Below are 24,282 nucleotides of genomic sequence, written 5' to 3' on the forward strand. Positions count from 1 at the left end.
CGTTGTTTGTAGCTTGTGAAGGGAAAAACTAGATGTGAAGCAGGCTTGGCGCGGCGCCCAGCAGCTTCTTGGTGTAGTCATTACTGGGGTTGTCGAAGACCTGCGCGGCTGAGCCTTGTTCGACGATCTTGCCGAAGTACATGACACAAATACGGTCCGAGACGTAGCGGACTGTCTGGATATCGTGCGAGATGAACACCATGCCCAGGTTCAGCTGGGTCTTCAGATCGGACAGCAGGTTCAGGACCTGCGCACGGACCGAAACGTCCAGCGCCGACGTCGGCTCGTCCGCCACGATGATGTCCGGGTCCAAGGCAAGGGCCCGGGCGATCGCCACACGCTGGCGCTGACCGCCGGAAACCTGCGACGGCGTCACTTCGGCTGCCGATTGCGGCAAGCCAACCAGCGCCAACAGTTCCTTGACCTTGGCGGCGCGTGTTGACGCGTTGCCGATGCCGTGGATCTGCAGTGGATCGGTGAGGATGTCCTGGATGGTCATGCGCGGGTTCAGTGCTGTTGCCGGGTCCTGGAAAACCACGGACACGGAGCGGCCAAACTGCTTGCGCATGGCTGCGTTCCGTTTGATGGCCGGCTTTCCATGGAACAAAACCTGGCCCGACGTCGGCGGCTGCAGTCCCACAAGAACTGACGCGAGCGTGGACTTGCCGCAGCCGGACTCACCCACGATTCCCACGGTTTCGCCGCGGCTGATGGTGAAGTCCACGCCGTCCACGGCCTTGACGATGTTCGGACGGAACAGGCCACCGGTTCGTGCATGGTGGTATACCTTGACGTCTTTGAGCTCGATGACCGCCTTGCCGGTTGACTGACTCATTTCGCATCCTCCTTCAGGTGGCTCGCCCAGTAGTGGTCGGCATCGTCACCGTTCGCCGAGGAAACCGAAGAGACGGTGGTGAGGACCAGCTTCTGGTGGGGATCGGCGTCGGATCGCAGGGAGCGGGCCGCGAAGCGGTCGCCCGTCGCGAAGTCCCGCGGGGACGGGACAGTGCCGGGGATCTGGTGGAGGCGCACAGCGTCGGCCTCGATGGAGAGCACCGCGCCGAGCAAGCCGCGGGTGTACTCGTGCTTGGGGTTCTGCAGAAGCTCGGAAGCCTGTGCGGATTCCACCACCTGGCCGGCGTACATCACGGTGATGCGGTGTGCCAGTGAGGCCACCAGGGCGAGGTCGTGGCTGACGAAAACCATGGCGAAGCCGAGTTGTTCGCGCAGTTCGTTGAGCAGGTCCACAACCTGTTTCTGGACCGTGACGTCCAGGGCGGTGGTGGGCTCATCGGCAACGACGATCTTGGGCGAACGGGAGAGGGCCATGGCAATCAGCACGCGTTGGCGCTGGCCGCCGGAGAGCTCATGCGGGTAGCTGGCGAGTGTCCGGACGGGATCCAGTTTCACCATTTCCAGCAGCTCGGCAGGAGTTTTGCGCCCGCCGCGCTTGGTGAGCTGCTCCATCTGGTCCTTGATTTTCATGGACGGGTTCAGGGAGCTCAACGCGTCCTGGTAGACCATGGCGATCTGTTCGCCCCGGAGGCCCTCATAGGCCTTCGGGTTGCTGTGCATGGTGGCGGAGTCCAGGAGTTCCTTGCCATCGAACTTGATGGAGCCGGTGACTTGGGCAGTCTTGGGGAGCAACCCCATCACGGCCAGGGAAGTGATGGACTTGCCACAACCGGATTCGCCCACCAAGCCCATGGTTTCGCCCTCGCGGACGGTGAAGGAGACGTTGTCCACGATCGCGATGTCGCCGAAACGGCCCGGGAATCGGATGGACAGGTTCTTCACCTCGAGCACGTTTCGCGCTTCGGGAGAAACCTGCGGGAGGCGGTCGGTGCGCTTCGCTTCGATGGCTGCGAGCAGTTCCAGTTCGCGGTCCAGGAGGAGGTGCGGATTCGTGGCGGCCAGCTTCACGTCGGTGAGGACGGCTGAGGTTCCCGCCTCTGAAGCGACGGTGTCGCTGGAAGCCGCACGGACGCCGTCGAGCTCGTGTTCCTCAACCACGGAAGGCTGGGCCACGGACGTGGCCACCTCGGTGTCCACGGCGATAACAGCTGCGGAACCGTCGTCGTCCTTTACTACAGGCGCGCGGCGCAGCTTCGGGTTCACCATGGCGTCGGTGAGGCCCTCGGCCAGGATGTTCAGTGACAGCACGGTCAGCAGGATGGTGACGCCGGCAAAGGTGGTGGCCCACCAGCCGCCGGACAGGACCAGGTTGCGGCCGTAGGAAATGACGTTGCCCCATGACGGTGCGGGGTCCTGCACGCCGGCGCCCAGGAAGGACAGCGAGGCTTCCAGGATGATGGCGTCGGCCACCATGACCGTGGCGAACACCAGCACGGGAGCGGCAGTGTTGCGGACGATGTGCTTGACCAGGATGTAGAAACGGCCTGCGCCGATCACGCGTTCGGCACGGACGTAGTCTTCGCCGTACTGGGCCAGCACGTTGGCGCGGACCACGCGGGCCAGCTGCGGCGTGTAAATGATGGCGATCGCGATGATGATGGTGGGCACCGAGTTGCCGAACGCTGCCAACAGTACGGCTGCCAGGGCGATGCCGGGGAACGCCATGAGGATGTCCATGAGCCGCATGATGATCTCGTTCACGGACTTGCTGGAAGTGGCCGCGAAGGAACCGAGGAGTGCACCGGCAAGGATGGCCAGGGCAACCGCGCCGAGGCCGATCATCAGCGACGATTGCGCGCCGAACAGGAGGCGGGAGAAGATGTCGCGGCCCAGGCGGTCGGTGCCGAAGAAGTGCTCGGCACCCGGTGGGGTGGCCGGAATGAACGTCTCCAGAGGATCGTGCGGTGCGATGACCGGCGCGAAAATTGCTGCCAGGACAATCACGATGAGGAAGAGCAGGGCGATACGGGAGCCCCAGGGCAGGGCCTTGAAACGAATGCCCGGGGCACTTAGCCGTTCTGCGAGCTTGCTGCGCATGAGCTATACCGTCCTGATTCGGGGGTTGATGAGCAGGTAGAGGAGGTCCACCACGATGTTCACCAGAACAAAGGTGACCGAGATGGTGAGCACCACGCCCTGGACCAGGTTGACGTCCAGGTTGGTGATGCCGTTGAGGATCAGCTGGCCCATGCCGGGCAGGGCGAAGATCATTTCAATCACGACGGCGCCACCCAGCAAGTAACCGACGCGGAGTCCCAGCACGGTCACCGGGGTGACGAGCGCGTTGCGGAGGACGTTCTTGGAGACCACCTCGCGGTAGGGGACACCGTTGCCGATGGCGGTCCGGACATAGTCGCGGTCCAGTTCTTCCACCATCGAGGTGCGGACCACGCGGATCAGCGATGCTGACACGGGGATGCCGAGGGCGAGTGCCGGGAGGGCCATCGAGTTGAGCCAACCGCCAAAGCCGGATTCCGGCGTCGCAATTCCACCCGAGGGGAACATCGGGTTCTCACCCAGGGCGAACCACTGGATGAGCAGGATGCCGAGCCAGAACGACGGCGTGGCGATCGCGGCGATGGAGAAGACACGAACCAACTGGTCCTGCCACTTATCGCGATACAGGGCTCCCAGAATGCCGAACGCCAGGGAAAGCACGATCGCAATGAGGACGCCAAGGAAGGTGAGCTGCAGCGTCAGGGGAAACGCCGAGCCGATCATGGATGCCACCGACTTGGCCGGTGGGGTGGTGACGCCGAGGTCGAACTGCAGGAGCTTGCCGAGGAATCGGAAGTACTGCAGGACCAGGGGATCGTTCAGGCCATTGTCCTGGCGGTACTGCTGCTTGGCTTCCTCGCTGGCGCCGTCACCGAGGGCGGAGCTTGCCTGATCGCCGGGAGCGGCCTGCAAGACGAGGAAGACGAGCAACGTGATGCCCAGGATCATCAATGGCAATGCTGCAAGTCTGCGACCAAGCAGACGCAATATCGTGACCAATTTGTTCTCCGGTTGGTTGGGTGCTGCTGGTTGCGGGGCCCGCTCTGCGGACTATTTGGGGGATTCAGGCCGCAGAGCGGGCCCCACAACTCGAAGGGTGCTTAGGCAGTTCGTCCGACGTCGATGAACGACAAGCCGGTGGTGGGAAGGGGCTGGAAGCCGTTGAGCTTCTTCTCATCCCAGGCGCTGGGGAGTTGGCGGTGGAAGATGGGGTAGAGGGGCACTTCATCGGACACCATGTCCACGATTTCGCCCACGATCTTCTTGGCCTCGTCACCGGATGCCTGGGAGCCCTTGTTCATGAGCTCCTGCAGTTTGGTGCGCTCGGGAGTGGTCCAGAAGGCGCGCTTGTCCATCCAGGTTGCACCCGAATAGAACCAGCTCAGGAGGAGGTCTGCATCATTGCCGAAGACTGACGGATCGCCAGGAGCTGCAACCACGGAGAAATCGCCCTTGCCCACGCGGTCGCTGTACAAAGCGCCGGACTGGAGGCTCTTCACGGTGACCTTGACGCCAGGAATCTTGTTCCAGGATTCGAGGATCAGCGGTGCAACGTCCTTGACCCAGGCGGTGTCCGTGGTGAGGAGTTCGAACTCGAGGTTGGTGACTCCGGCCTGCTTCAGAAGATCTTCTGCCTTGGACGTATCGAAGCCGTACACGTTCTTGGCCTTGACGTAATCCGGGTGACCTTCCTGGAAGTAGGACGTGGCGGCCTTGGCGTTGCCGAACAGGGCCTTCTTGATGATGGATTCTTTGTCCATGCCGTAGTGGAGCGCCTGACGGACCAGCTTGTTGTCGAACGGGGCCTTGGCACAGTTGAACATGAGGAACAGCAGGCCGAAGGACTGGACGGATTCAACCTTGACCTTGGACTTCAGGCCGTCGACGTCAAGGTAGGGAACGTCTTCGATCGCCTGAACGCGGCCGGACTGGACTGCGGTGACGCGGGCTGCCGCGTCGGAGAGCAGCAGCCAGGTCATGCCCTTGGCCAGTGCCGGCTTGGGACCGTTGTAGGCGGCGAACGCTTCGAAGACGATCTTGTCGTCCTTGACTGCCGAGATCAGCTTGTACGGACCCGAACCTACGGGTGAGGCGTCGAAGGCCTTCAGATCTGTGGCGAGTGCCTTCGGAACGATCTTCACCACGGAGATGCGGGGGCCGAAGCCCGGGAAGGCGTACTTAAGGGTGAACTCCACCGTCTTCGCGTCCAAGGGCTTGACGTCCTGGATGAAAGGGATGAACTGGGAGAACAGGGACTTATTGGCAGGGTCCATCACACGGGTGAAGGAGAAGGCGACGTCCTCGGTGGTGACGGGGGAGCCGTCATGGAACGTGGCGCCCTCGCGGATGGTCACCTGGTACGTGGTGTCGTTGATCTTCTTGGGATCCGTTGCTGCCAGCGCGTTGTATGGCTGGCGGGTGGCGGGGTGGAGCTCGATGAGGCCTTCGAAGATGTGGAGGTTGGCTGCCATCGGGGTGGCGCCGGAGGAGCTCAGGGGATCGAACCCGGTGGACAGCGCGTAGGAGATACCGGCCTCAATGGTGAGGTCCTTGTTGACGGCCGCCGTGTTGGTGGTTGTACCCGTGGTGGTGCTGGCAGCGCCGCCGCACGCGGAAAGGGTTGCCGTGAAGGCGGCTGCTGCACCAACTGCGCCGCTTAGCTTCAGGAAGTTCCGGCGGCTGGCGTCGTTGACCAGCGGCAGGCTTTGGATCGTCTTGCTCATAGGGTGCCTCACCATTCGCGTTTCGTGGGTTATCGGATGTAGGACGTCCGATGCTCGTATTGAAACTGTAAGGGCGGTCACAACGGAACGTCAAGTAAGAATTGGCGCCTGGGTCTCGGCCGCGCGCCGGGCGGTTCGCCGGCTGCGGCCGGTTCGTGGGGGAAATCTCAGCGATTTCACGGTACATAGCTATGACGGAGGTGGGACATCCGATATTGTATGTTGCGAGTCACTTATCTTGGCTGGGCACTAAGCTCGCCTCAATATTAACACCGCACGTGTTTCCCGGGCTGGCTTTTGCGGGTCCAGGGGCAGGTGCATCGGCAAGGAGAAAGCCATGACAACTTCCGGTGTGGTTCCGCAGGCGCGGTTCAGTGCACAGGCCCGGCTGCGTGCCCTGCAGTCGGACATTATGGAATTGATCCTTGAGCGCGAGCTCGAGGCAGGCGATCCATTGCCCACCGAGAGCGAACTTTCCGGAGCCCTTGGTGTTGGCCGCAATACGCTCCGAGAATCCCTCAAAGTTCTTCAGGCTCTTGGTGTCATTGAGATCCGGCACGGCTTCGGAATGTTCGTGGCGCCGAGCAACTTCGATGCCCTTGCCGACGGTTTGACCTTCCGCGGCCGCCTTTCGCTGCGTCATCAGGGACTTGAAGCTCTGCAGTTGGTGGACGTGCGCCAAGCCCTCGAATCCGGGCTGATTGGCTCCTCCATGGATGTCATGACCAAGGAACAGCTCGCCTCCATTGAAGAAGCCGTGAAGCAGATGGAAGAACTCGCTGCCGCCGGCGAAAACTTTGTTGCCGCGGACGCCGAGTTCCACCGCCGCCTTTTCGAGCCCCTCAACAACGAGCTCCTGATCAACCTGATGGGTGTCTTCTGGAAGGTCTACCGGAAAATCCATGTGGAGATCGGTCCTGGCAATGAGGACCTGGCGAAAACTGCCGCCATGCACCGGAGCATCTATGCCGCGGTCGCAGCCGGGGACAAAGTCTCGGCGTCCGAGCTGCTCAACCGCCATTTCGATGGCATCCGTCGCCGCATTACTGAGGCCGTAGGGGAGTAGCGCTCCGCTTCCGGGCGCTGACGCCCGAACGCGAGGGCCGCCGTCGTACTTTTTCGGAAAGTACGACGGCGGCCCTTGCCGTTTCTGCGCTTACGTCACCTGCCGCTGCGCTCGCCTCACCCAAGTAGGTCGCAGTTGATGCCGTTCTGAGGGCTCACAACGGCATCAATTGCGACCTACTTGGGCCCGCACGGGCAAAGCAAAAGACCCGCACCGGTGAGCCGGTGCGGGTCTTCATCTGTGCGCCCAAAGGGATTCGAACCCCTGACCTTCTGTTCCGTAGACAGACGCTCTATCCAGCTGAGCTATGGGCGCATTTCGTGTGATTCTCGGCGGTCTGTTTCTCTGACCCCCTCGAACCTCAATAAACTTTACAGAAGTTCATGTGAAGTTCCAAATCGAAAAGCTGTAATCTAGGCAACTAGACCGGTCTAGGTGACCTTCGTCACTTAAATTCCGCTTCTGTGATCTTCAAACCCTTATTTCTAGCGGTTTTCCCCTCCTGCCCCCTTGGATGTCCGATGTCTGACAGCGGATTGGTCTGGTCCGCGGCCCCTATCGTTTAGGACACACCACTGAACCCGAGGAAGGGAACCGCAATGGGCGATCTGGCGCGACTGCCGCTGCTTGAGAAGGCACCTACTACGCATGCACGCCTGCTGGCCTGGGTTGAGGAAGTTGCCGAGCTGACTCAGCCGGACCGCATCCACTGGGTTGATGGCAGCGAAGCAGAAAACAAGAAGCTGACGGACGAGCTGGTTGAGGCCGGCACGCTTCAGCGGCTGAACCCGGAAACGTTCCCGAATTCCTTCGCGGCGTTCTCCGACCCCGCTGACGTTGCCCGTGTGGAAGAGCAGACTTTCATCTGCTCCGAGAACGAGCGCGACGCAGGCTTCACCAACAACTGGATGGCTCCGGCCGAGATGAAGCAGAAGCTGCGCGGACTGTTCGCCGGCTCCATGCGCGGCCGCACCATGTACGTCATACCGTTCGTCATGGGCCACCTGGATGCTGAAGATCCCAAGTTTGGCGTCGAGATCACCGACTCCGCCTATGTTGTTGCCTCCATGCGCATCATGGCCCGCATCGGTACGGACGTCCTTGACCGCATCACGCAGACCGATGCTTTCTTCGTTCCGGCATTGCACTCGCTGGGCGCACCGCTCGAAGCCGGCCAGGCCGACGTCGCGTGGCCGTGCAACACCGATAAGTGGATTGTTCACTTCCCCGAAGAGCGCTCCATCTGGTCCTTCGGCTCCGGCTACGGCGGAAACGCCCTCCTGGGCAAGAAGTGCTACGCACTGCGCATCGCCTCGGTGATGGCACGCGACGAGGGCTGGCTGGCCGAGCACATGCTCATTCTCAAGCTGACCTCCCCCGAGCAGAAGACCTACTACGTCTCCGCTGCCTTCCCGTCCGCTTGCGGCAAGACCAATCTCGCGTTGCTCGACCCCACCATCAAGGGCTGGAAGGTTGAGACCCTTGGCGACGACATCACCTGGATGCGCTTCGGCAAGGAGGGCGAGCTCCGCGCCGTCAACCCCGAGGCAGGCCTCTTCGGCGTCGCACCGGGCACCGGTTGGGGCACCAACCCCAACGCCATGCGTGCCATCGCCAAGGGAAACAGCATCTTCACCAACGTCGCATTGACTGATGACGGTGGCGTCTGGTGGGAAGGTATGACCGAGGAAACTCCGGCGCACCTGACCGACTGGCGCGGTGAGTCCTGGACTCCGGACTCGGACGCCCCGGCTGCACACCCGAACTCCCGCTTCTGCACGCCGATCAACCAGATCGACATGCTGGCCGAAGAGTACTTCAGCCCGGACGGCGTGGAACTTTCCGCGATCCTGTTCGGTGGCCGCCGCAAGACCACCATCCCGCTGGTCACCGAGGCACGCAACTGGTCCAATGGCATCTTCATGGGTTCCACGCTGTCTTCGGAAACCACGGCCGCTGCCGCTGGTGCCGTTGGTGTTGTCCGCCGCGATCCCATGGCAATGCTTCCGTTCATCGGTTACGACGCTGGCGACTACCTGAACCACTGGGTGAACCTGTCCGCCAAAGCCAATCCGGATCGTCTGCCCAAGATCTTCCTGGTCAACTGGTTCCGTCGCACGGCTGAAGGCGGCTTTGCCTGGCCTGGCTTCGGGGACAACGCCCGTGTGCTCAAGTGGGCCATCGAGCGCCTTGAAGGCAAGGCTGACGCTGTGGAAACCCCCATCGGTTTCGTGCCGACCGGTGAATCCATCGACCTCGAAGGCTTGGACATGACTCCTGCCGAGGTTGAGTCCGCTGTTCGCGTCGACCCTGAGGAATGGGCAACCGAGCTGGCGTCCATCGAGGAATGGTTCGCCAACTTCGGCGAATCTCTCCCGGCGGCACTCCAATCCGAGCTGGACGGTCTCAAGACCCGTCTGGGCTAGACCTCTTAGGAACAACGGCGTTCTTAAGTGAACGACGACGGCCCGTCACCTTTCGCATGAAAGGTGGCGGGCCGCCGTCGTGCTGTGACCTAGGCCGTTTGATCTAGTTGGCGAGCCAAACGTCGGGGCCGAATACCTCGTAGTGAATGCGTGTTGCCGGAATCCCGGCGTCGATGGCTTCGTCGCGGATCTTCTTCATGAAAGGGAGCGGACCGCAAAGATATAGCGAAGCGTCGGCGGGCAGGTCCACTTCGCGCAGCGACATGAAACCGTGGCTGGCAGAGGCATGCGGTGTTTCGAGCCAGAGCTTCAGATCTGCGTTGATTTTCGCGGCGTCCGCTGTCATCTGGCCCCTCAACGCCCAATTGTCCATGGTCTTCTCAGCGTGAAGCACCATGACCTGCCGTCCGGTACCTGTCTGCGCGAGCGCCCGCAGGATGGACGCCGCGGGAGTGCAACCAATACCCGCCGATGCCAGGATGACCGGGCCATCTCCCTCTTTGAGGAAAATTTCGCCGTAAGGATTCGAGATCTCAAGGATGTCGCCAGGTTCGACGCCGGTATGGAGGGCGGTGGATACCTCACCGCCGTCGTTCAGCTTGGTGGTAAAGACCCTGCTGGTGCCGGTGTCACCGGACAGTGAATACTGGCGGACTTGGCGGAGTCCGTCGGGGAGCTGGACTTTTACGCTCACATACTGGCCTGGCTTTGCTGCTGTGACAGGGGTGTCGTCAGCGGGCTCCAGAGTGAAGGTCATGGCGTCCGTGCCCGCCGGATCCTTGGCTGTGACCCGCCATGGCATCCACATCTTGCCGTTTGACTGTGAAGCATAGAGGTCCTTCTCGAGCTTGATCAGGGCATCGGCCATCAGCCAGTAGACCTCTGTCCATGCTTCGGCGATTTCCGGGGTGATGACCTCGGCCAAGTCAGCGGCGATGGCTGCGAAGAGGTGCTCGTAGACAACTCCGTACTGATCCTCGCTGATTCCGAGGGAAGCATGCTTGTGCGCAATGCGGGACAGAACTGTTTCCGGGAGGGTTCCTGGGTTGTTGATCACGTGGGTGGCGAACGCTGCGATGCTCCCGGCCAAGGCCCGCTGCTGATCCCCGGAGCGCTGGTTGGAACGGCTGAAGAGTCCGTCGAGCAACTCGGGGTGCGCGGTGAAAAGTCGATTGTAGAAGTCGACGGTGATCGTGCCGATCCGTGAACCCACCAAGGGCAACGTGGCTTTGATGATGGGGCGGGACTTTTCCGAGAGCATGGTTCTCCTGATTGTCGGGTCGGGGTGGCGACCGGATATATATATAGGCATTTCGAATGCGTATATTTATATCCCAAGTTCTACACCATGTAGAAGAGTTGTGCAAACTAAAGGGATTCCCGCCAGGGCATGCCGATTCGGGGGAGCTTGTGCGAGCCGACGTGGGGGAGCTTTAGGGGCAGGAGTCGCCAGCCGTAGCGATCACTGTGCCTGTGCTGGTGTCCTGAACTCCGGCCGCAGCCCGATGGATTGGAATACCGGGTTCATCTGGCGTGCATGGGGGAGGGCAGCGATAACCACGGAATCGAGTTCGGTGTAGAAGGCTTCCCGGGCCCGGTTCATCGCATGTCGCAGGCCGCACTCATTGATGAGTGGGCAGTTCTTTGTGGGGGATTGGCACTCCGCTGGATCCTGGCGGCTGTCCAAGTGTCGAAGGACTTCCCCAACTGTGGCCCTGCGCCCGGATTCGTTGAGCCGGGAACCGCCGAGCCGTCCCCGTTCAACATCGATGTAACCCAGCGCACGCAAGCGGACCATTGCCTTGCTGACGTGGTTGTAGGGCGTTCCCACAGCATCGGCCACCGCTTGGGTAGTCAGCAGTGTGCCTTCGGGAGCCGCAGCCAACACCATGATGGCGCGGAGGCTGACATCTGCGAAGGCGTTGATTTTCATGGGATCAGCTCACGGGTAGTGTCTAGTCCACCCAAATGGATGGTTCGTGGGTATCGGGCTCCATAGCGCTGAAGGCGAAGCCGTCCACGGTGGGGGTGTAGGGAATAATCGCTGCACGGACTTCCCCGTCCCGGTGTTCGGCTGCGCCATGGATGCCGTCAGATCCATGATCCGGCAGGCTGACGTCACTCACAACGGCTACAGCCTTGAAGTCATCACGGCCCTGGCGGAGCAGTTCGTGGATGTCGGCTAGCATGCCGCCGGCATCGATGTCACCATCCTCGTCAGGTTCCCCTGGAGTGACCAGAACAATCCGGAGCTCGCCGTCGTCCGATAGCGTGACGGCAAACGGAAGGAACCCGCCGTTCTGCTGGAGATGCTCTTGAGCGGTCCCGAGGGCTGTGCCCAGCGTCTCGCGGAGTTCCCGGTCCTGGACTGACTCACCCTCGCCAGGTGTGGTGGAGGACTGCTCGCTCATGCGGACCACACCTGGGCAGGAGTTGGTACCACTGCCGTCTCCCCGAAGGCGACAGTCTGAGACTGTTCGTCAATCTCATAGGGTTTCAAAAGGAGCATGGAAAGACCCTCGGTGTGTTCAATGTGGAGCCTGAGTGCGTCAAGGGCAACGCCCTCACCGCTACTGGGGGTGAGACGGACATCGCTGATAATGCACGTCCCGCGCAATGTCTCCAGCTTGTGGCGGAAGCCTTCGGTCATCATCCGGACGGATTCTGCAGAATCGATCTCGTCATCCTCGTTGGGATCCTGGTAGGCCATATGCTGGCCGATCTCGCCACCGAGATCGGTAGTCACGCCGTACGGCGCCAACGAGCCGTACTTTCCCAACTGATCCTGGGCGAAGGGAACGGCTGCACCAACAAGATCGAAAACGTCTTGGATGGCCTGCTCTGAGAGCCCTTCATGCCACCATTCCCCGGCAGATGCAGGCGCTTCTCCAGTCCATACGTGGGCATCCTGAATCTCGGCCCGAGGTTCACTGAAGGTGGGGTGCTTCAAGAACTTCTTGCGGGTGAAGTCCACTCGGATGATCTGGCTGATGCCACTACGGTGTTCAGCCCAGAGGTGGAGCGTGTCCTCGTTCTTACTCGCCTGCGGATCCAGTACAGCAACCATCGCGAGGAGGTTTTCGGCATTGCCCGAGAAGAGGTCAATGGTCAGCTTCACGGACAGGAGTGGGTCCGGGGGCATGGTCCCCTGGATTTCCTTGGGGACTTCGCCGCGGTGGATGGTGCCGGCAGTGTCGAGCATGAAGACGAACGGGGCAAGGCTCTTGTTGATTACCAACTGAGCATCGGCCAGTTTGAGGGCTTCGGCCACGACTGCAGCCAATTCGGATTCGGGGGAGGTGCGAGCCTCGGACGGAATCTGAGTCATGACGGCCTGTTCCTAGGCCCGGACCAGCGCCAAAACGCGGTCGCGGATCTTTTCCATTGTGGCCTGGTCCTTGGCTTCTGCATTCAGGCGCAGGAAGGGCTCAGTGTTGGACGGGCGGAGGTTGAACCACCAGCTGCCGTCCCTGGCAGTGAACGTGCTGCCGTCCATGTGGTCGATGTCGATGTCTTCGGTTTCGAAGTCGACGCGAACGCGTTCGACAGCGCCGGCCTTGTCTTCGATCTCGGAATTGATCTCACCGGAGGAAACGTAGGGCTCGTATTGGCGGCCGAGCTCTGAGAGCGGACCGTCCTGCTCACCCAGCGCAGCGAGGACGTGCATGGCGGCAAGCATGCCGGTGTCAGCATTCCAGAAATCCCGGAAGTAGAAGTGAGCTGAGTGCTCCCCACCGAACACGGCACCTTCCTCGGCCATGACAGCCTTAATGAATGAGTGTCCAACGCGCGTCCGTACGGCACGGCCGCCATCCTTGGCTACGAGCTCGGGCACAGCCTTGGAGGTGAGGAGATTGTGAATGATCACCGGAGTCTCTTCACCTGCGGCCTGGGCGCGGGCGATTTCACGCCGGGCCACCATGCCGGTGATTGCGGACGGGGAAACAGGCTCCCCCTTCTCGTCAATGACGAAGCAGCGGTCCGCGTCGCCGTCGAATGCGAGGCCGATGTCCGCGCCGTGCTTGACGACGGCGGCCTGCAGGTCTCGCAGGTTTTCCGGCTCCAGGGGGTTGGCCGGGTGGTTCGGGAACGAGCCGTCGAGTTCGAAATAGAGGGGAACGATGTCGAAGGGCAGCGCCGGGAGGAGTTTGTCGCCGAGTACTGCCGGGGTGGTGAGACCGGCCATGCCGTTGCCCGCATCCACCACGATCTTCAGGGGGCGGGAGCCGGAAAGGTCGACGAGCTTCCGGAGGTACTCGGAGTAGTCCTTCAGGACGTCGTGGACGCCGATCTCGCCGCGGGTGGCTGCCGCGGGGATCATGCCGGTATTCAGGTACTGCTCAGCGAGGGCCTGAATTTCCTTGAGCCCGCTCTCTGAAGAGATGGGCTGGGCGCCAGCCTTGGACATCTTGATCCCGTTGTACGCGGCGGGGTTGTGACTGGCGGTAAACGTTGCGCCGGCAGCGTTCAGGGCCCCACAAGCGTAGTAAAGCTCGTCGGTTGAGATGAGATCCAGCAACTGAACGTTCGCGCCACGGGTGGCGGCACCGTTGGCAAAGGCTTGGCTGAACTCGGGAGAGGAGGGGCGCATGTCGCCGCCAACCAGTACCGTTTCACCTTCCAAGCCCAGGACGTCGATGAAGGCAGCGCCGACGGCCTCGACGATTTCAGCCGTGATGGTTTCACCCACGATGCCTCGGACGTCGTACGCCTTGAAGGAAGCCGAGAGGTCGAATGTCTTGTTCTGCTCGCTAGTCACGGGCTCAATCCTACTGTGGCGACGCAGCTGAGGTTGAACCTGAACACGTGACCTGTGGATAGCTTTGTCCACATAGCGGAGCAACAGGGTTCTGGCTGTCAGGGTCGGCTGGAATACTGGGTTGATGGCCAACAACTCCCCAATCGCTGCAGTTTCCGTGCAATCACCTACCCATCAGCAGGCGCTGGCGGTCCTTCGCGAGTTGGTGGGGCACCCGGAAGCGCAGTTCCATGACGGGCAGTATGAAGCCATCGAGGCTTTGGTGGACGCGGGCCGTCGCGCCCTGGTGGTCCAGCGCACCGGTTGGGGTAAGTCAGCGGTTTACTTCGTTGCATCATTGCTGCTGCGTCGACGGGGCGCCGGACCAACCCTCATTGTGTCGCCTTTGCTTGCCCTCATGCGTGATCAAGTGGCCGCTGCTGCCCGGGCAGGGGTGCGGGCCGTCGCCATCAACTCCGCAAACGCCCTGGAATGGGACACGGTCCTGGCCCAGTTGGCCGCGGACGAGGTAGATGTCCTTCTGGTTTCCCCTGAACGGCTCACCAACCCTTCCTTCAGGGAGAACCAGCTCCCGGAGCTCATCCGTCGAACCGGTCTCCTGGTGATTGACGAGGCTCACTGTATTTCGGACTGGGGACACGACTTCCGCCCTGATTACCGCCGCATTGCGGACCTCATTGCCCAGTTGCCGGACTCTGTCCCCGTCCTGGCCACCACCGCGACCGCCAACTCCAGGGTGGTTCACGACATCGAGGAACAGCTGGGTGCGGGAGTGCTGACCATCCGTGGCGCGCTGGGTCGCGAATCATTGAGGCTCGGTGTCCTGACGCTGCCCGATTCCCGGGATCGCCTCGGATGGCTGTTGACGCACCTTGCAGACATGCCCGGCAGCGGCATTATCTACACCCTCACTGTCTCGGCAGCCGAGGACACTGCGCGGCTCCTGGCGGAGGCCGGTCACAACGTCCTGTCCTACACGGGACGGACTGACCCCGCAGACCGGGAGCGCGCTGAACAACTCCTCAAGGACAACCAGGTGAAAGCCCTTGTGGCCACATCCGCACTGGGTATGGGCTTCGATAAACCGGACTTGGGCTTCGTGATCCACCTGGGTGCTCCGTCGTCTCCGGTTGCCTATTACCAGCAGGTAGGCCGTGCGGGCCGTGGAGCAGCTAATGCAGATGTCCTACTGCTTCCGGGCTCCGAGGACCGCGAAATCTGGCAGTACTTCGCCACGGCATCCATGCCCTCGGCCGAGAAAGCCGACGCCGTGCTGAGCGTGCTGGGGGAGGCCGGGTCGGCTCTTTCCACAGTCGCGCTGGAAGCCCGCGTAGATCTTCGCCGCACACCGCTGGAGTTGCTCCTCAAAGTCCTGGCGGTTGATGGTGCCGTCGAACGGGTTGGGGGCGGTTGGCGGTCCACCGGCACGCCGTGGAATTACGACGCCGAGCGCTACGCACGCATCGCCGAGGCCCGAGTGGACGAGCAGGATTCCATGGTGATCTACCAGGACACAGCCGGCTGCCGCATGGAATTCATCACCTCCGTCCTGGATGACGAAACCGCAGCCGCTTGCGGACGCTGCGACAACTGCGCCGGACGTTGGTTCCCCGTAGACGTGGCGGCTTCGGCAGCAGACGCCGCTGGCCAAACTCTCCGGCGCGCAGGCATAGCCATTGAGCCGCGCCTTCAGTGGCCCAGCGGCATGGACCGGCTGGGTGTGGCGGTCAAGGGAAAGATCAAGCCGGATGAGAGCGTCTCCGAAGGCCGGATCCTTGCCAGGCTCACCGATCTGGGTTGGGGCGGCGCCCTGAGGGAGTTGTTCGCCGCAGGGGCTCCGGACCGTGCCGTGGATCCTGCCATGCTGCAGGCCTGTGTCCAAGTCCTGCGCGAGTGGTCGGGGGCCGAAGGAGGAACACCGTGGAGCGGCGTCGGACGCCCGGCGGCAGTTGTCAGCATCCCGTCCCGGAGCAAGCCGCAACTGGTGGAGTCCTTGGCACAAGGAATTGCCGGAATAGGACGGATGCCTTACCTAGGACAGTTGCAGCCCCACCACGGTGGACCCACCGGTGCGCGTGGAGGCAACAGCGCTTACAGGTTGGCCGGTGTGTGGGACCGCCTCGTTGTGGGACCCGAGCTTGCCCAGGCGTTGGCTGGTACGGGAGGGCAGCCGGTGTTGCTGGTGGACGACCTCATTGACAGCCGCTGGACCATGACCGTATCTGCCCGGGCCTTGCGTCAAGCTGGTGTAAGCGCCGTGCTGCCGTTGGCGCTGGCTCAGGCGGGCTAGGGATGCCGGAACTGATGGCTTCCGACGCCGGGTAGCTGCCAGGCAGACTGGAGGGCTCGCCTTGGGTAGAACTACGTCATGTTGTGATCGCTCCCACCCTGCGTCTATAGGATCGAGCAAACACGCCTGCTTGCCCGTCGCAGGCCACCAGCCAGAACTTGGACCGGAGCCATGAGCACAAAACCCAGCGCCGACGTCGAAACTTCCGACGAAACCAGTTGGCGGCCGCGCCTGGCCCTCTTGGTTGCGGCAACGTTCTTCATGGAGTTCCTCGACGGCACCATCCTTACTACTGCCATTCCCAGCATCGCCTCCGACTTCAGCGTGGCGCCGGCGGACATCAACATCACCATGACCGCCTATTTGGTGACGGTGGCCATGGGCATCCCCTTGAGTAGCTGGCTGGCCGAGAGATTCGGCGCCCGCAGGATCTTCTGCCTGGCGATATCGGTGTTCACCATAGCTTCCTTGCTCTGCGCCCTCAGCACGGACCTGACCATGCTGACTCTCAGCCGCGTGGCCCAGGGCATGGGTGGAGCCATGATGGTTCCCGTGGGCACTCTGGTGGTTTTGAGGGGCACCCCCAAATCGGAGCTCCTCCGTGCCACCGCGTATCTCGTTTGGCCTGGCTTGCTGGCTCCGGTCCTGGCTCCGATGGTGGGCGGCGCACTGACCACTTTCCTGTCCTGGCACTGGATTTTTATCATCAACGTCCCGCTGGGCCTTGCCGCTTTCATTGCAGCGCTCAGGCTGGTGCCCCGAACCACCTTTGATGCCAAGCGCCGCCTCGACTGGTTTGGTTTGCTTCTTACCACTCTGGGCGTGGGCGCCTTGGTGGTGGGACTGGAAACACTGGGAGGCCACGCTTCCAATGTGCTCGCCGTGGGGGTGGTAGTTGGAGGTTTGCTGTCCTTGGCCGGTGCCGTGTGGTGGATGAGGAAAACGCGCATCCCACTGTTCAATCTCAGCGTCTTTGGCACCAGGACTTTCAGGGCCACCTCCACGGGAGGTTTCATCTACCGGCTGACCATCAGTTCGGTTCCTTTCCTCCTGCCCTTGATGTTCCAGGACGGCTTTGGCTGGGATCCCCTGAAGGCCGGAGTCATGGTGGCGGCGGTGTTCGTTGGCAACATCGGCATCAAACCGGCCACCACGCCCCTGATAAGGCGCTTTGGATTCAAGCCGGTGCTCGTCTTTGCATCGTTTGCTTCCGCCGTGACCTTTGCGTTGTGCGCCCTGCTAGACGCCCAAACACCCGAGCCTCTGATTTTCGCCCTGCTCCTGTTCAGCGGTGCGTTCCGCTCCATCGGCTTCTCCGCGTACGCCTCCGTCCAATACGCGGACATCGTCCCGGGACAGTTGCCCTCAGCCAATGCCATTTCCGCAACGCTTGTTCAGTTGGCGGCAGCGGCAGGAATCGCGGTGGGCGCCCTGTTCCTGCGCCTGTTCGAAACCACCCATGTGTTCGGGGCGGACCATGTGGCGGCCTACAAAGGGGCGTTCATTGCCATGGCCGTCCTGATGCTGATCAGCACTGCGGACAGCCTGAGCCTCCACCGTCATGCAGGAGCCGAAGTCAGCGGCGGAGCCAAATCCGGAAGAGCTAAGCCCGGCGGCGGAACGAAGCGCGGCTGAGCTGGCCCGGCGGCGGAGCGAAGCGCGGTTGAGCTCCCGCCCTTTGCGCGCCCGGGAATTACGCACATTGGCTATGGCTGCGGATTCCCGCGGGAGGAAGCACGCTTAAACGCAAAAGGTCCCGGTTCGAAAACCGGGACCAATTCGCGGAGACGGGGGGATTTGAACCCCCGGTGGAGTTGTGCCCCACACTTCATTAGCAGTGAAGCCCATTCGGCCGCTCTGGCACGTCTCCCTTTGCTATTGCTAGCCCACCAAGGATACGCAGAACGTGCCTTCCAGCGCAAAACGCCTCGGTCAAGCTGCCCATTTCGATGGTTCCCTGCCAGCAGTGCCGTGCGCACGGCATGGTGGGCAGGGAACCATCGCAGCCGGGTCCAGAAGCCTGGGTGTCAGTGGCTCCCAGCCAGGGAACGCCAGAGGAAGTGGTTACTCCGGGCCTGAAGTGCTGCCGCCTGCCTGTTGTCCGACGCTCCCGCGTGTCCGCCTTCCAGGGCTTCATGGAACCAGACGTTCGGGATGCCCATGGCCTGCATGCGTGCCGCCATTTTGCGGGCTTGGACAGGGCCCACACGATCGTCCGAGGTGGCAGTCCAGATGAAGGTCTCAGGGTATTCAACACCGTCGTGAAGCAGGTGGTAGGGCGAGAATGTGCGGATGAAGTCCCATTGCACCGGGACGTCGGGATCGCCATATTCGGCAATCCACGAGTATCCGGCGGAAAGCTTGGTGTAGCGGCGCATGTCCAGGAGTGGCACGCCGCAGGACACCGCGCCGAATAATTCCGGGTACTGCGTCAGCATGTTGCCTACCAGGAGGCCGCCGTTGGAACCTCCGACGCAACCGAGCCGGCGGCGGCTGGTGACACCTCGCGAAATGAGGTCCTTCGCCACTGCGGCAAAGTCCTCGTAGGCGCGGTGCCGGTTCTCCTGAAGCGCCGCACGGTGCCAGGAGGGACCGTACTCGCCGCCTCCGCGGATGTTCGCAACCACGTAGACGCCGCCCCGTGAGTGTGCGGCAGCTCCGTCGTCGGAGGCCGCACCGGAGGTTCGGCGCTCAAGCCATGCCCGGCCGATGGTTCCGCTGTACGCCGGTGTCCGGGAAATCTCGAAGCCGCCATAGCCGGACAGTTGGGTGGGGTTCTGGCCGTCCAACACCAGGTCCCTGGACGCGACCTGGAAGTAGGGAACCTTGGTCCCGTCGGCGGAAACGGCGAAGTGCTGCTGGACTTCGTAGCGGGACTCGTTGAAGAACGACGGCGACCGCTTCACTTCGGCGTGACGGCTCGCCACCCCGGAGCTCCCAGGCGAGGAAGCACCACCCGACGAGGAAGCAACGAGTGTGCCGCGAGTCAACGTTGTGGGCGTCGTGAAGCCAGTGGCCACCAGCCAGAAGTCGTTGCCTTCAGCGCCGGCGTCTTCGTCGTCCACAGCGTAGGCATTGACGTCGTGCAGCGGAGGGCAGGCGTCCAAGACAGTGGATGCCCACAACCCATCCGAGTCAACAACAGACGGGTCAAGCACGCGGATCTCGGAGGAGACATCGCGCAGGAGGTTCAGCAGGAGGTAGTCCTTGGTCCAGCTCCAGGACTGCAATGACGTGTGGGCATCCGGCGTGAACAGGACCAGCAGTGAACGGGACCCTGCCAGATACGCCTCGAAATCGGCGGCCAGCAAGGAACCGGCGGGGTACACAACGCCGGCAATGTCCCAGTCCTTCTGCGGGCGGAACAACAGCCAGTCCCGGTGGGCGCTGATGTTCACGTCTGTGGGAACGTCGATGACCTGCCAGGAGTCCTCGCGCAGCAGGGAGGTGCTCCGGTTGTAGAAGTCAATGTAGTCCACGGCGAAGGTTCGTTCGTAGCCCGGGGTCGAGTCGTGGGCCACCATGGCCAGCATGTGGTCCTCGGGGATATCGAAAAGCCGTTCAGCGTCAGCAAGGGATTGACCGCGGCGAAGCTTGACGCCGGTCCGCGCGTAGGACGAGGTAGTCGCGGGCAAGCCTTCGGCGGTGCTGGAGACGAGCAACGTATCGGCATCCAGCCAGCTGACGTTGCCTTTGGCTGTGGGCAGGTCAAAGCCGCCGTCCACGAAGGTGCGTGATTCGACGTCGAACTCGCGGTGGCGGTCCGCGTCGCCGCCGTCGGGGGAGAGCGAGACCATGGCCAGGCGGTACTCGGAACCGTCGGCGGGGCGGAGGAAACCGGCCCCGTGGAACACCCACTCGGTGCCTTCGGAGGCAGCGAGGGCGTCGATATCAAGCAGGACATCCCACTCGGGTTCGTCGGTGAGATAGCTTTCCCACGTGGTGCGCCGCCAGAGTCCTTTGGGGTGTTCCTGGTCCTTCCAGAAGTTATAGTAGAAATTGCCGCGTTTGTTGACCATGGCGATCCGGTCCGTGGAGTCCAGGACCTCCAGGATGCCGGCCTCGACGGCCTCGTACTCAGTGTCTTCCAGCAGGTCTTCGGTGCGTGCATTCTGCTCGCGGACCCACGCCAGCTGCTCTTCGCCGTGGATATCCTCGAGCCAAACGTTTTCATCCGTGGGCTCAGGCGCGACGTCCGCTGCATGGCGCGGGCCGGAAGCCGTTACGTCATTCTGGGGAGGTGGCGTCTGATCAGCTTCTGTGGTGGTCATCGCCCCATCCAAGCAACACTGTTCAACAGTAAGCAAGTCACGCAGAAGTTAGGCTAGAGCGTGGCTAAATCGCAAACCAACCGTGTTGCCCTGATTGGGGCCGGCCCCCGGGGCACCAGTGTCCTTGAGCGGTTGCTCGCGAATTGGGCTGCGGACAGCCAGCCGGGGACCACGCTTTGCATCAATGTTGTGGATCCGTACCCGGCCGGTTCGGGCCACGTGTGGCAGCCGGAGCAGTCACGCCTGTTCTTGATGAACACCCAGTCGTTCTATCCCACCCTCATTCCGGAGGACCCCGAGCTTGCCCCTCCGCTCACGGGCGGTCCGTTCGACCAGTGGCGGGAGGTACGTCGTCGTGATGGCGAGGGGCTGAACGACGCCGAGAAAGCCGAACTGGCCACGCTCGAATCGCACGACTTCCCCAGCCGCGCGCTGTACGGACGCTACCTTCGCCAGACGTTGGATGGACTGCTGGAACGGCTGCCCGACGGCGTCGAGGTCACCTTCCACCGAACGCTTGCCGTTGCGGCGCGCCCGATTAAAGACGGGTTCGACGTCGAACTCGCCAACGGCACCACGCTCGCCGTCGGTTCCGTGGTCCTCGCGCTGGGCCACATTGAGTCGCGGCTCAATCCGGAACAGCGGTCCTTCAAGAGCGCGGCGTTGGACCGAGGGCTGCTCTATTTCCCACCTGCTCCGCCGGCCGACGTCGATTGGCAGGCTGTGCCGGACAACGAACCCGTGCTGGTCCGCGGCATGGGTTTGAACTTCTTTGACGTCATGGGCCAGTTGACGGAGGGGCGCGGCGGCAAGTTCGTCGAGGCTGGTTCGCCGGGCGCTGGTGTCCTGGAGTACCGGGCCTCGGGCAGGGAGCCAAGGATCATCGCTGCATCCCGAAGGGGCACCCCCTATCGCGCCAAGGCGGGGTTGGCGGGCTATTACCCCAGCAGCATCACCATGCGCTACCTGACCGAGGACGCCGTGGACCGGTTCCGCGCGGCCGGTATCCAGCCCGGTTTCGATCACGACCTCTGGCCGCTGCTGCACCGCGATGCCCTGTGGGCTTATTACTCAACGCTTGCCCGGTCCCAACCTGCCTCGATCAAGGACCCCGCCCAGTTCCTCACAGACCTTGAAGATGCGCTCCAACCACATGCTCACACCACGGCCAACTGGGAAATTGAGGTGGGAAACCTCGTTGAAAAGCACGTCCTCGCTTCCCGCCGCTTGAATCTGCGGGGGCTCGCTGCGCCGCTCGCGGGCCGGACGTTCGCTTCCCGGAGCGAGCTGGACTCAGCTATCACGGCCTACCTTGATGACGATGCCCGCCGATCAGCACTGGGCGAGGCGGACCCAGTCAAGATGGCCATCGGCGCGCTTCACACTGGACGGGCCATCCTCAAATCGGTCGTGGCGGACGGCGGCATCACTGATGAGTCCTGGCTGGCAGGGTTGCGCGGCTGGTTCGAGTCCTTCGTTGAAGGGTTGGCCAGCGGAGCGCCCGCCCTGCGTTCGGAGCAGCTGGCCGCGTTGGCGCGTGCCGGCGTCGTGAGTTTTGTGGGCCCGGATCCGAAGTTCAGCGTGGACCGGGGTGCCAGAGTGTTCCGGGCGGTTTCGCCGTGGGTGCACGATTCCCCGGTTGAAGCCCGGACTCTTATTGAGGCGATGTCGCCGGCAAACAGGGTGGGCATCAACCTCTCGCCCCTGTTGGAACAGCTCATGGCCGATGGTCTGGTGCGCACCAAAATCATGATGAGTGTTGAAGGAACGCCCATGCAGACCACCGGGCTTGACGTGGAACCACACCCGTACCGGCCCCTGGCGGCCAACGGATCGGTCACCGAAGGAATGTACGTTCTGGGCCTCCAACTCTCGGCTTCACAGTGGGGGACAGCCATTGCTGCGGAAGCGAAACCGCGCACCGGCCCGGCCTACGCGAGCGGACAGCGGACCTTGCGCGATGCGGACGAGATTGCCTGCAGCATTCTGGGCCGCCAGCGACACCAGCTTGCAGGTGCTTCCGCTCTTCGCTAGGGTGTGAGCTGCATCACCGAATAGATGGTGCGCGCTTTTGATCTGCGGCGGGAGAGTCCTGCCGGTACATCCCGTCAGGCGCCGTAGGAGCAAACCCTCCCCAGGAATCTCTCAGGCCCATGTACCGCCGCGGCGAGGCAACTCTGGAAAGCAGTCCGGTCACCGGGCTCACCGAAGGTGCAAGCGTTCCTGCCCTGCAGGACCGCGGAAACTCTCAGGTCCACGTACAGAGCGGGGAGGAACCCGAATCAATGTGGCACCCTGTGCCGCCTGAACGATGGAGTTCCTTTGACGATTCAGCGCCCGCCTTCCACTGGTCCCGATTCACCCCACCTCGAGCGACAACTCAGCAACCGCCATATCCAGCTCATCGCCATCGGCGGAGCCATTGGCACCGGCCTTTTCATGGGCTCCGGCAAGACCATTTCCGCTGCCGGCCCGTCCGTCATCTTCGTGTACATGATCATCGGCTTCATGCTGTTCTTCGTCATGCGTGCCATGGGCGAATTGCTGCTGAGCAACCTCAATTACAAGTCCTTCAGCGACTTTGCCGCGGACCTCCTGGGACCCTGGGCCGGCTTCTTCACCGGCTGGACTTACTGGTTCTGCTGGGTCATCACAGGGATCGCGGACGTGATTGCCATCGCCGGGTACTCCCAGGAGCTCTGGCCCTCCCTGCCCCTCTGGGTGCCGGGACTGATCACCATCGGCATCCTCCTGCTCCTGAACCTGGCCACTGTGAAAGCTTTCGGTGAGACCGAGTTCTGGTTCGCCCTCATCAAGATCGTGGCCATCGCCGCGCTCATCATTGTTGGTCTGTTCATGATTTTCAGCGGCTTCCAGTCCGACGCCGGACCTGCCACCTTCTCCAACCTGTGGAGCCACGGCGGCTTCTTCCCCAACGAGTTCATGGGCTTCGTAGCCGGCTTCCAGATCGCCGTCTTCGCTTTCGTGGGCATCGAACTGGTGGGCACTACGGCAGCCGAGGCCAAGGACCCTGAGAAGAACCTGCCCAAGGCCATCAACTCGATCCCCATCCGTGTGCTGCTCTTCTACGTCGGCGCGCTGATCATCCTCATGTCCGTCACGCCGTGGACCCAGTTCGCTGCCGGACACAGCCCCTTCATTGCCATGTTCTCCCTGGCGGGCCTCGGTGCAGCGGCCACCATCGTCAACCTTGTGGTGCTGACCTCCGCAATGTCCTCCGCCAACTCTGGAATCTACTCCACGTCCCGCATGGTGTTCGGGCTGGCTCAGGAAGGCGACGCGCCCAAGGTGTTCGGCGCGCTCTCCGGACGCAAAGTACCCCGCAACGCCCTGTTCCTGTCCTGCATCCTGCTGCTGTCCGGCGTCGTCCTCATGTACGCAGGCTCGGACATCGGCAAGGCGTTCGACATGGTGACCACCGTGTCCGCTGTTTGCTTTGTCTTCGTGTGGTCCATCATCCTGGCCAGCTACCTGGCCTTCCGGAAGCGTCGCCCGCACCTGCACGAGTCCTCGGCGTTCAAGATGCCCGGCGGAGTGGTGATGGTGTGGGTAGTGTTCGCCTTCTTTGCCTTCGTTCTCTGGGCACTGACCACCCAGCCAGACACGCTCATGGCACTGCTGGCCACCCCCGCGTGGTTCGTAGTTCTGGGGGTCGCCTGGCTGATTCTCCGCCGCCGCCCCGCGCACTTGGCCCGTTACGAAGAGTTCAAAGCTGAGCTCCAGCGGGATGCGGACAGGGTCGATTCGGACAAAGACCAGGAAGCGGTACCGGCAAACAAGTAGCCAAAAATATCAACAAAAGGCCGGGCCCCT

At 62.4% G+C, this 24,282-nt stretch carries 16 protein-coding genes, 2 tRNA genes and 1 riboswitch; of the genes, 6 read left to right on the forward strand and 12 right to left on the reverse strand.

Features of this window, described 5'->3' with window-relative positions; all coding sequences use genetic code 11:
• Positions 1–28: 28 nt before the first annotated feature.
• From CQ020_RS11650 to CQ020_RS11665, 4 genes are all read right to left on the reverse strand, one after another.
• Complete coding sequence (locus CQ020_RS11650; RefSeq protein WP_105691996.1) at positions 29–835, reverse strand: ATP-binding cassette domain-containing protein; 807 nt, start codon at positions 833–835, stop codon at positions 29–31.
• Positions 832–2,952 (reverse strand): dipeptide/oligopeptide/nickel ABC transporter permease/ATP-binding protein, encoded by a 2,121-nt coding sequence (locus tag CQ020_RS11655; protein ID WP_105691997.1) that lies wholly within the window; start codon positions 2,950–2,952, stop codon positions 832–834. Before CQ020_RS11655 ends, CQ020_RS11650 begins: the two co-directional genes overlap by 4 nt.
• 3 nt (positions 2,953–2,955) lie before the next feature.
• Positions 2,956–3,912, reverse strand: a complete 957-nt coding sequence (locus tag CQ020_RS11660) for an ABC transporter permease (protein WP_024819607.1) — start codon at positions 3,910–3,912, stop codon at positions 2,956–2,958.
• A 101-nt stretch (positions 3,913–4,013) separates the two neighbouring features.
• Positions 4,014–5,636: an ABC transporter substrate-binding protein gene (locus CQ020_RS11665; RefSeq protein WP_374955193.1), complete on the reverse strand. Its 1,623-nt coding sequence runs from the start codon at positions 5,634–5,636 to the stop codon at positions 4,014–4,016.
• A gap of 337 nt (positions 5,637–5,973) precedes the next feature.
• Here CQ020_RS11665 and CQ020_RS11670 point away from each other — a divergent pair, with 337 nt between their 5' ends.
• Positions 5,974–6,702: a FadR/GntR family transcriptional regulator gene (locus CQ020_RS11670; RefSeq protein ID WP_024819609.1), complete on the forward strand. Its 729-nt coding sequence runs from the start codon at positions 5,974–5,976 to the stop codon at positions 6,700–6,702.
• A gap of 241 nt (positions 6,703–6,943) precedes the next feature.
• Here the strand turns inward: CQ020_RS11670 and CQ020_RS11675 are convergent.
• Positions 6,944–7,017 (reverse strand) — tRNA-Arg (locus tag CQ020_RS11675).
• Positions 7,018–7,301: 284 nt separating this feature from the next.
• Between CQ020_RS11675 and CQ020_RS11680 the strand changes: the two genes are divergently transcribed.
• The gene (locus CQ020_RS11680) at positions 7,302–9,128 is read left to right on the forward strand and encodes a phosphoenolpyruvate carboxykinase (GTP) (RefSeq protein ID WP_105691999.1); all 1,827 of its coding nucleotides are present in this window, start codon (positions 7,302–7,304) and stop codon (positions 9,126–9,128) included.
• Between the two features lie 103 nt (positions 9,129–9,231).
• Here CQ020_RS11680 and CQ020_RS11685 read toward each other — a convergent pair whose 3' ends face one another.
• From CQ020_RS11685 to CQ020_RS11705, 5 genes are all read right to left on the reverse strand, one after another.
• The gene (locus tag CQ020_RS11685) at positions 9,232–10,389 is read right to left on the reverse strand and encodes a globin domain-containing protein (RefSeq protein WP_105692000.1); all 1,158 of its coding nucleotides are present in this window, start codon (positions 10,387–10,389) and stop codon (positions 9,232–9,234) included.
• Positions 10,390–10,590: 201 nt separating this feature from the next.
• A complete protein-coding gene (locus CQ020_RS11690; RefSeq protein WP_105692001.1) occupies positions 10,591–11,061 on the reverse strand; it encodes an Rrf2 family transcriptional regulator in 471 nt (156 codons plus the stop codon).
• A gap of 22 nt (positions 11,062–11,083) precedes the next feature.
• Positions 11,084–11,539 carry a hypothetical protein gene (locus CQ020_RS11695; RefSeq protein ID WP_105692002.1) on the reverse strand — a complete coding sequence of 152 codons (456 nt, stop codon included), beginning with the start codon at positions 11,537–11,539 and terminating at the stop codon, positions 11,084–11,086.
• Positions 11,536–12,456: a hypothetical protein gene (locus CQ020_RS11700; protein ID WP_105692003.1), complete on the reverse strand. Its 921-nt coding sequence runs from the start codon at positions 12,454–12,456 to the stop codon at positions 11,536–11,538. Before CQ020_RS11700 ends, CQ020_RS11695 begins: the two co-directional genes overlap by 4 nt.
• A gap of 12 nt (positions 12,457–12,468) precedes the next feature.
• Positions 12,469–13,887, reverse strand: coding sequence for a phosphomannomutase/phosphoglucomutase (locus tag CQ020_RS11705; RefSeq protein ID WP_105692004.1), 1,419 nt, complete (start codon positions 13,885–13,887; stop codon positions 12,469–12,471).
• Between the two features lie 124 nt (positions 13,888–14,011).
• Between CQ020_RS11705 and CQ020_RS11710 the strand changes: the two genes are divergently transcribed.
• Positions 14,012–16,177, forward strand: a complete 2,166-nt coding sequence (locus tag CQ020_RS11710) for a RecQ family ATP-dependent DNA helicase (protein WP_105692005.1) — start codon at positions 14,012–14,014, stop codon at positions 16,175–16,177.
• 171 nt (positions 16,178–16,348) lie between these two features.
• Positions 16,349–17,812: an MFS transporter gene (locus tag CQ020_RS11715; protein ID WP_105692006.1), complete on the forward strand. Its 1,464-nt coding sequence runs from the start codon at positions 16,349–16,351 to the stop codon at positions 17,810–17,812.
• A 147-nt stretch (positions 17,813–17,959) separates the two neighbouring features.
• Here CQ020_RS11715 and CQ020_RS11720 read toward each other — a convergent pair.
• Together CQ020_RS11720 and CQ020_RS11725 are read right to left on the reverse strand one after the other, a co-directional pair.
• A tRNA-Ser gene (locus CQ020_RS11720) sits at positions 17,960–18,047 on the reverse strand.
• Between the two features lie 157 nt (positions 18,048–18,204).
• On the reverse strand, positions 18,205–20,448 hold the full coding sequence (locus tag CQ020_RS11725) for a prolyl oligopeptidase family protein (RefSeq protein ID WP_105692007.1): 2,244 nt from the start codon (positions 20,446–20,448) through the stop codon (positions 18,205–18,207).
• Between the two features lie 60 nt (positions 20,449–20,508).
• Between CQ020_RS11725 and CQ020_RS11730 the strand changes: the two genes are divergently transcribed.
• Together CQ020_RS11730 and cycA are read left to right on the forward strand one after the other, a co-directional pair.
• Positions 20,509–22,482, forward strand: coding sequence for an FAD/NAD(P)-binding domain-containing protein (locus CQ020_RS11730; protein ID WP_105692008.1), 1,974 nt, complete (start codon positions 20,509–20,511; stop codon positions 22,480–22,482).
• 38 nt (positions 22,483–22,520) lie between these two features.
• Positions 22,521–22,619: riboswitch (glycine riboswitch) on the forward strand.
• A 151-nt stretch (positions 22,620–22,770) separates the two neighbouring features.
• Entirely contained in the window at positions 22,771–24,252 is a 1,482-nt protein-coding gene (gene cycA / locus CQ020_RS11735; RefSeq protein ID WP_105692009.1) for a D-serine/D-alanine/glycine transporter, read from the forward strand.
• The last annotated feature ends 30 nt before the right edge of the window (positions 24,253–24,282 follow it).

The sequence above is a fragment of the Arthrobacter sp. MYb23 genome (genome assembly GCF_002979775.1).
Classification (GTDB): domain Bacteria; phylum Actinomycetota; class Actinomycetes; order Actinomycetales; family Micrococcaceae; genus Arthrobacter.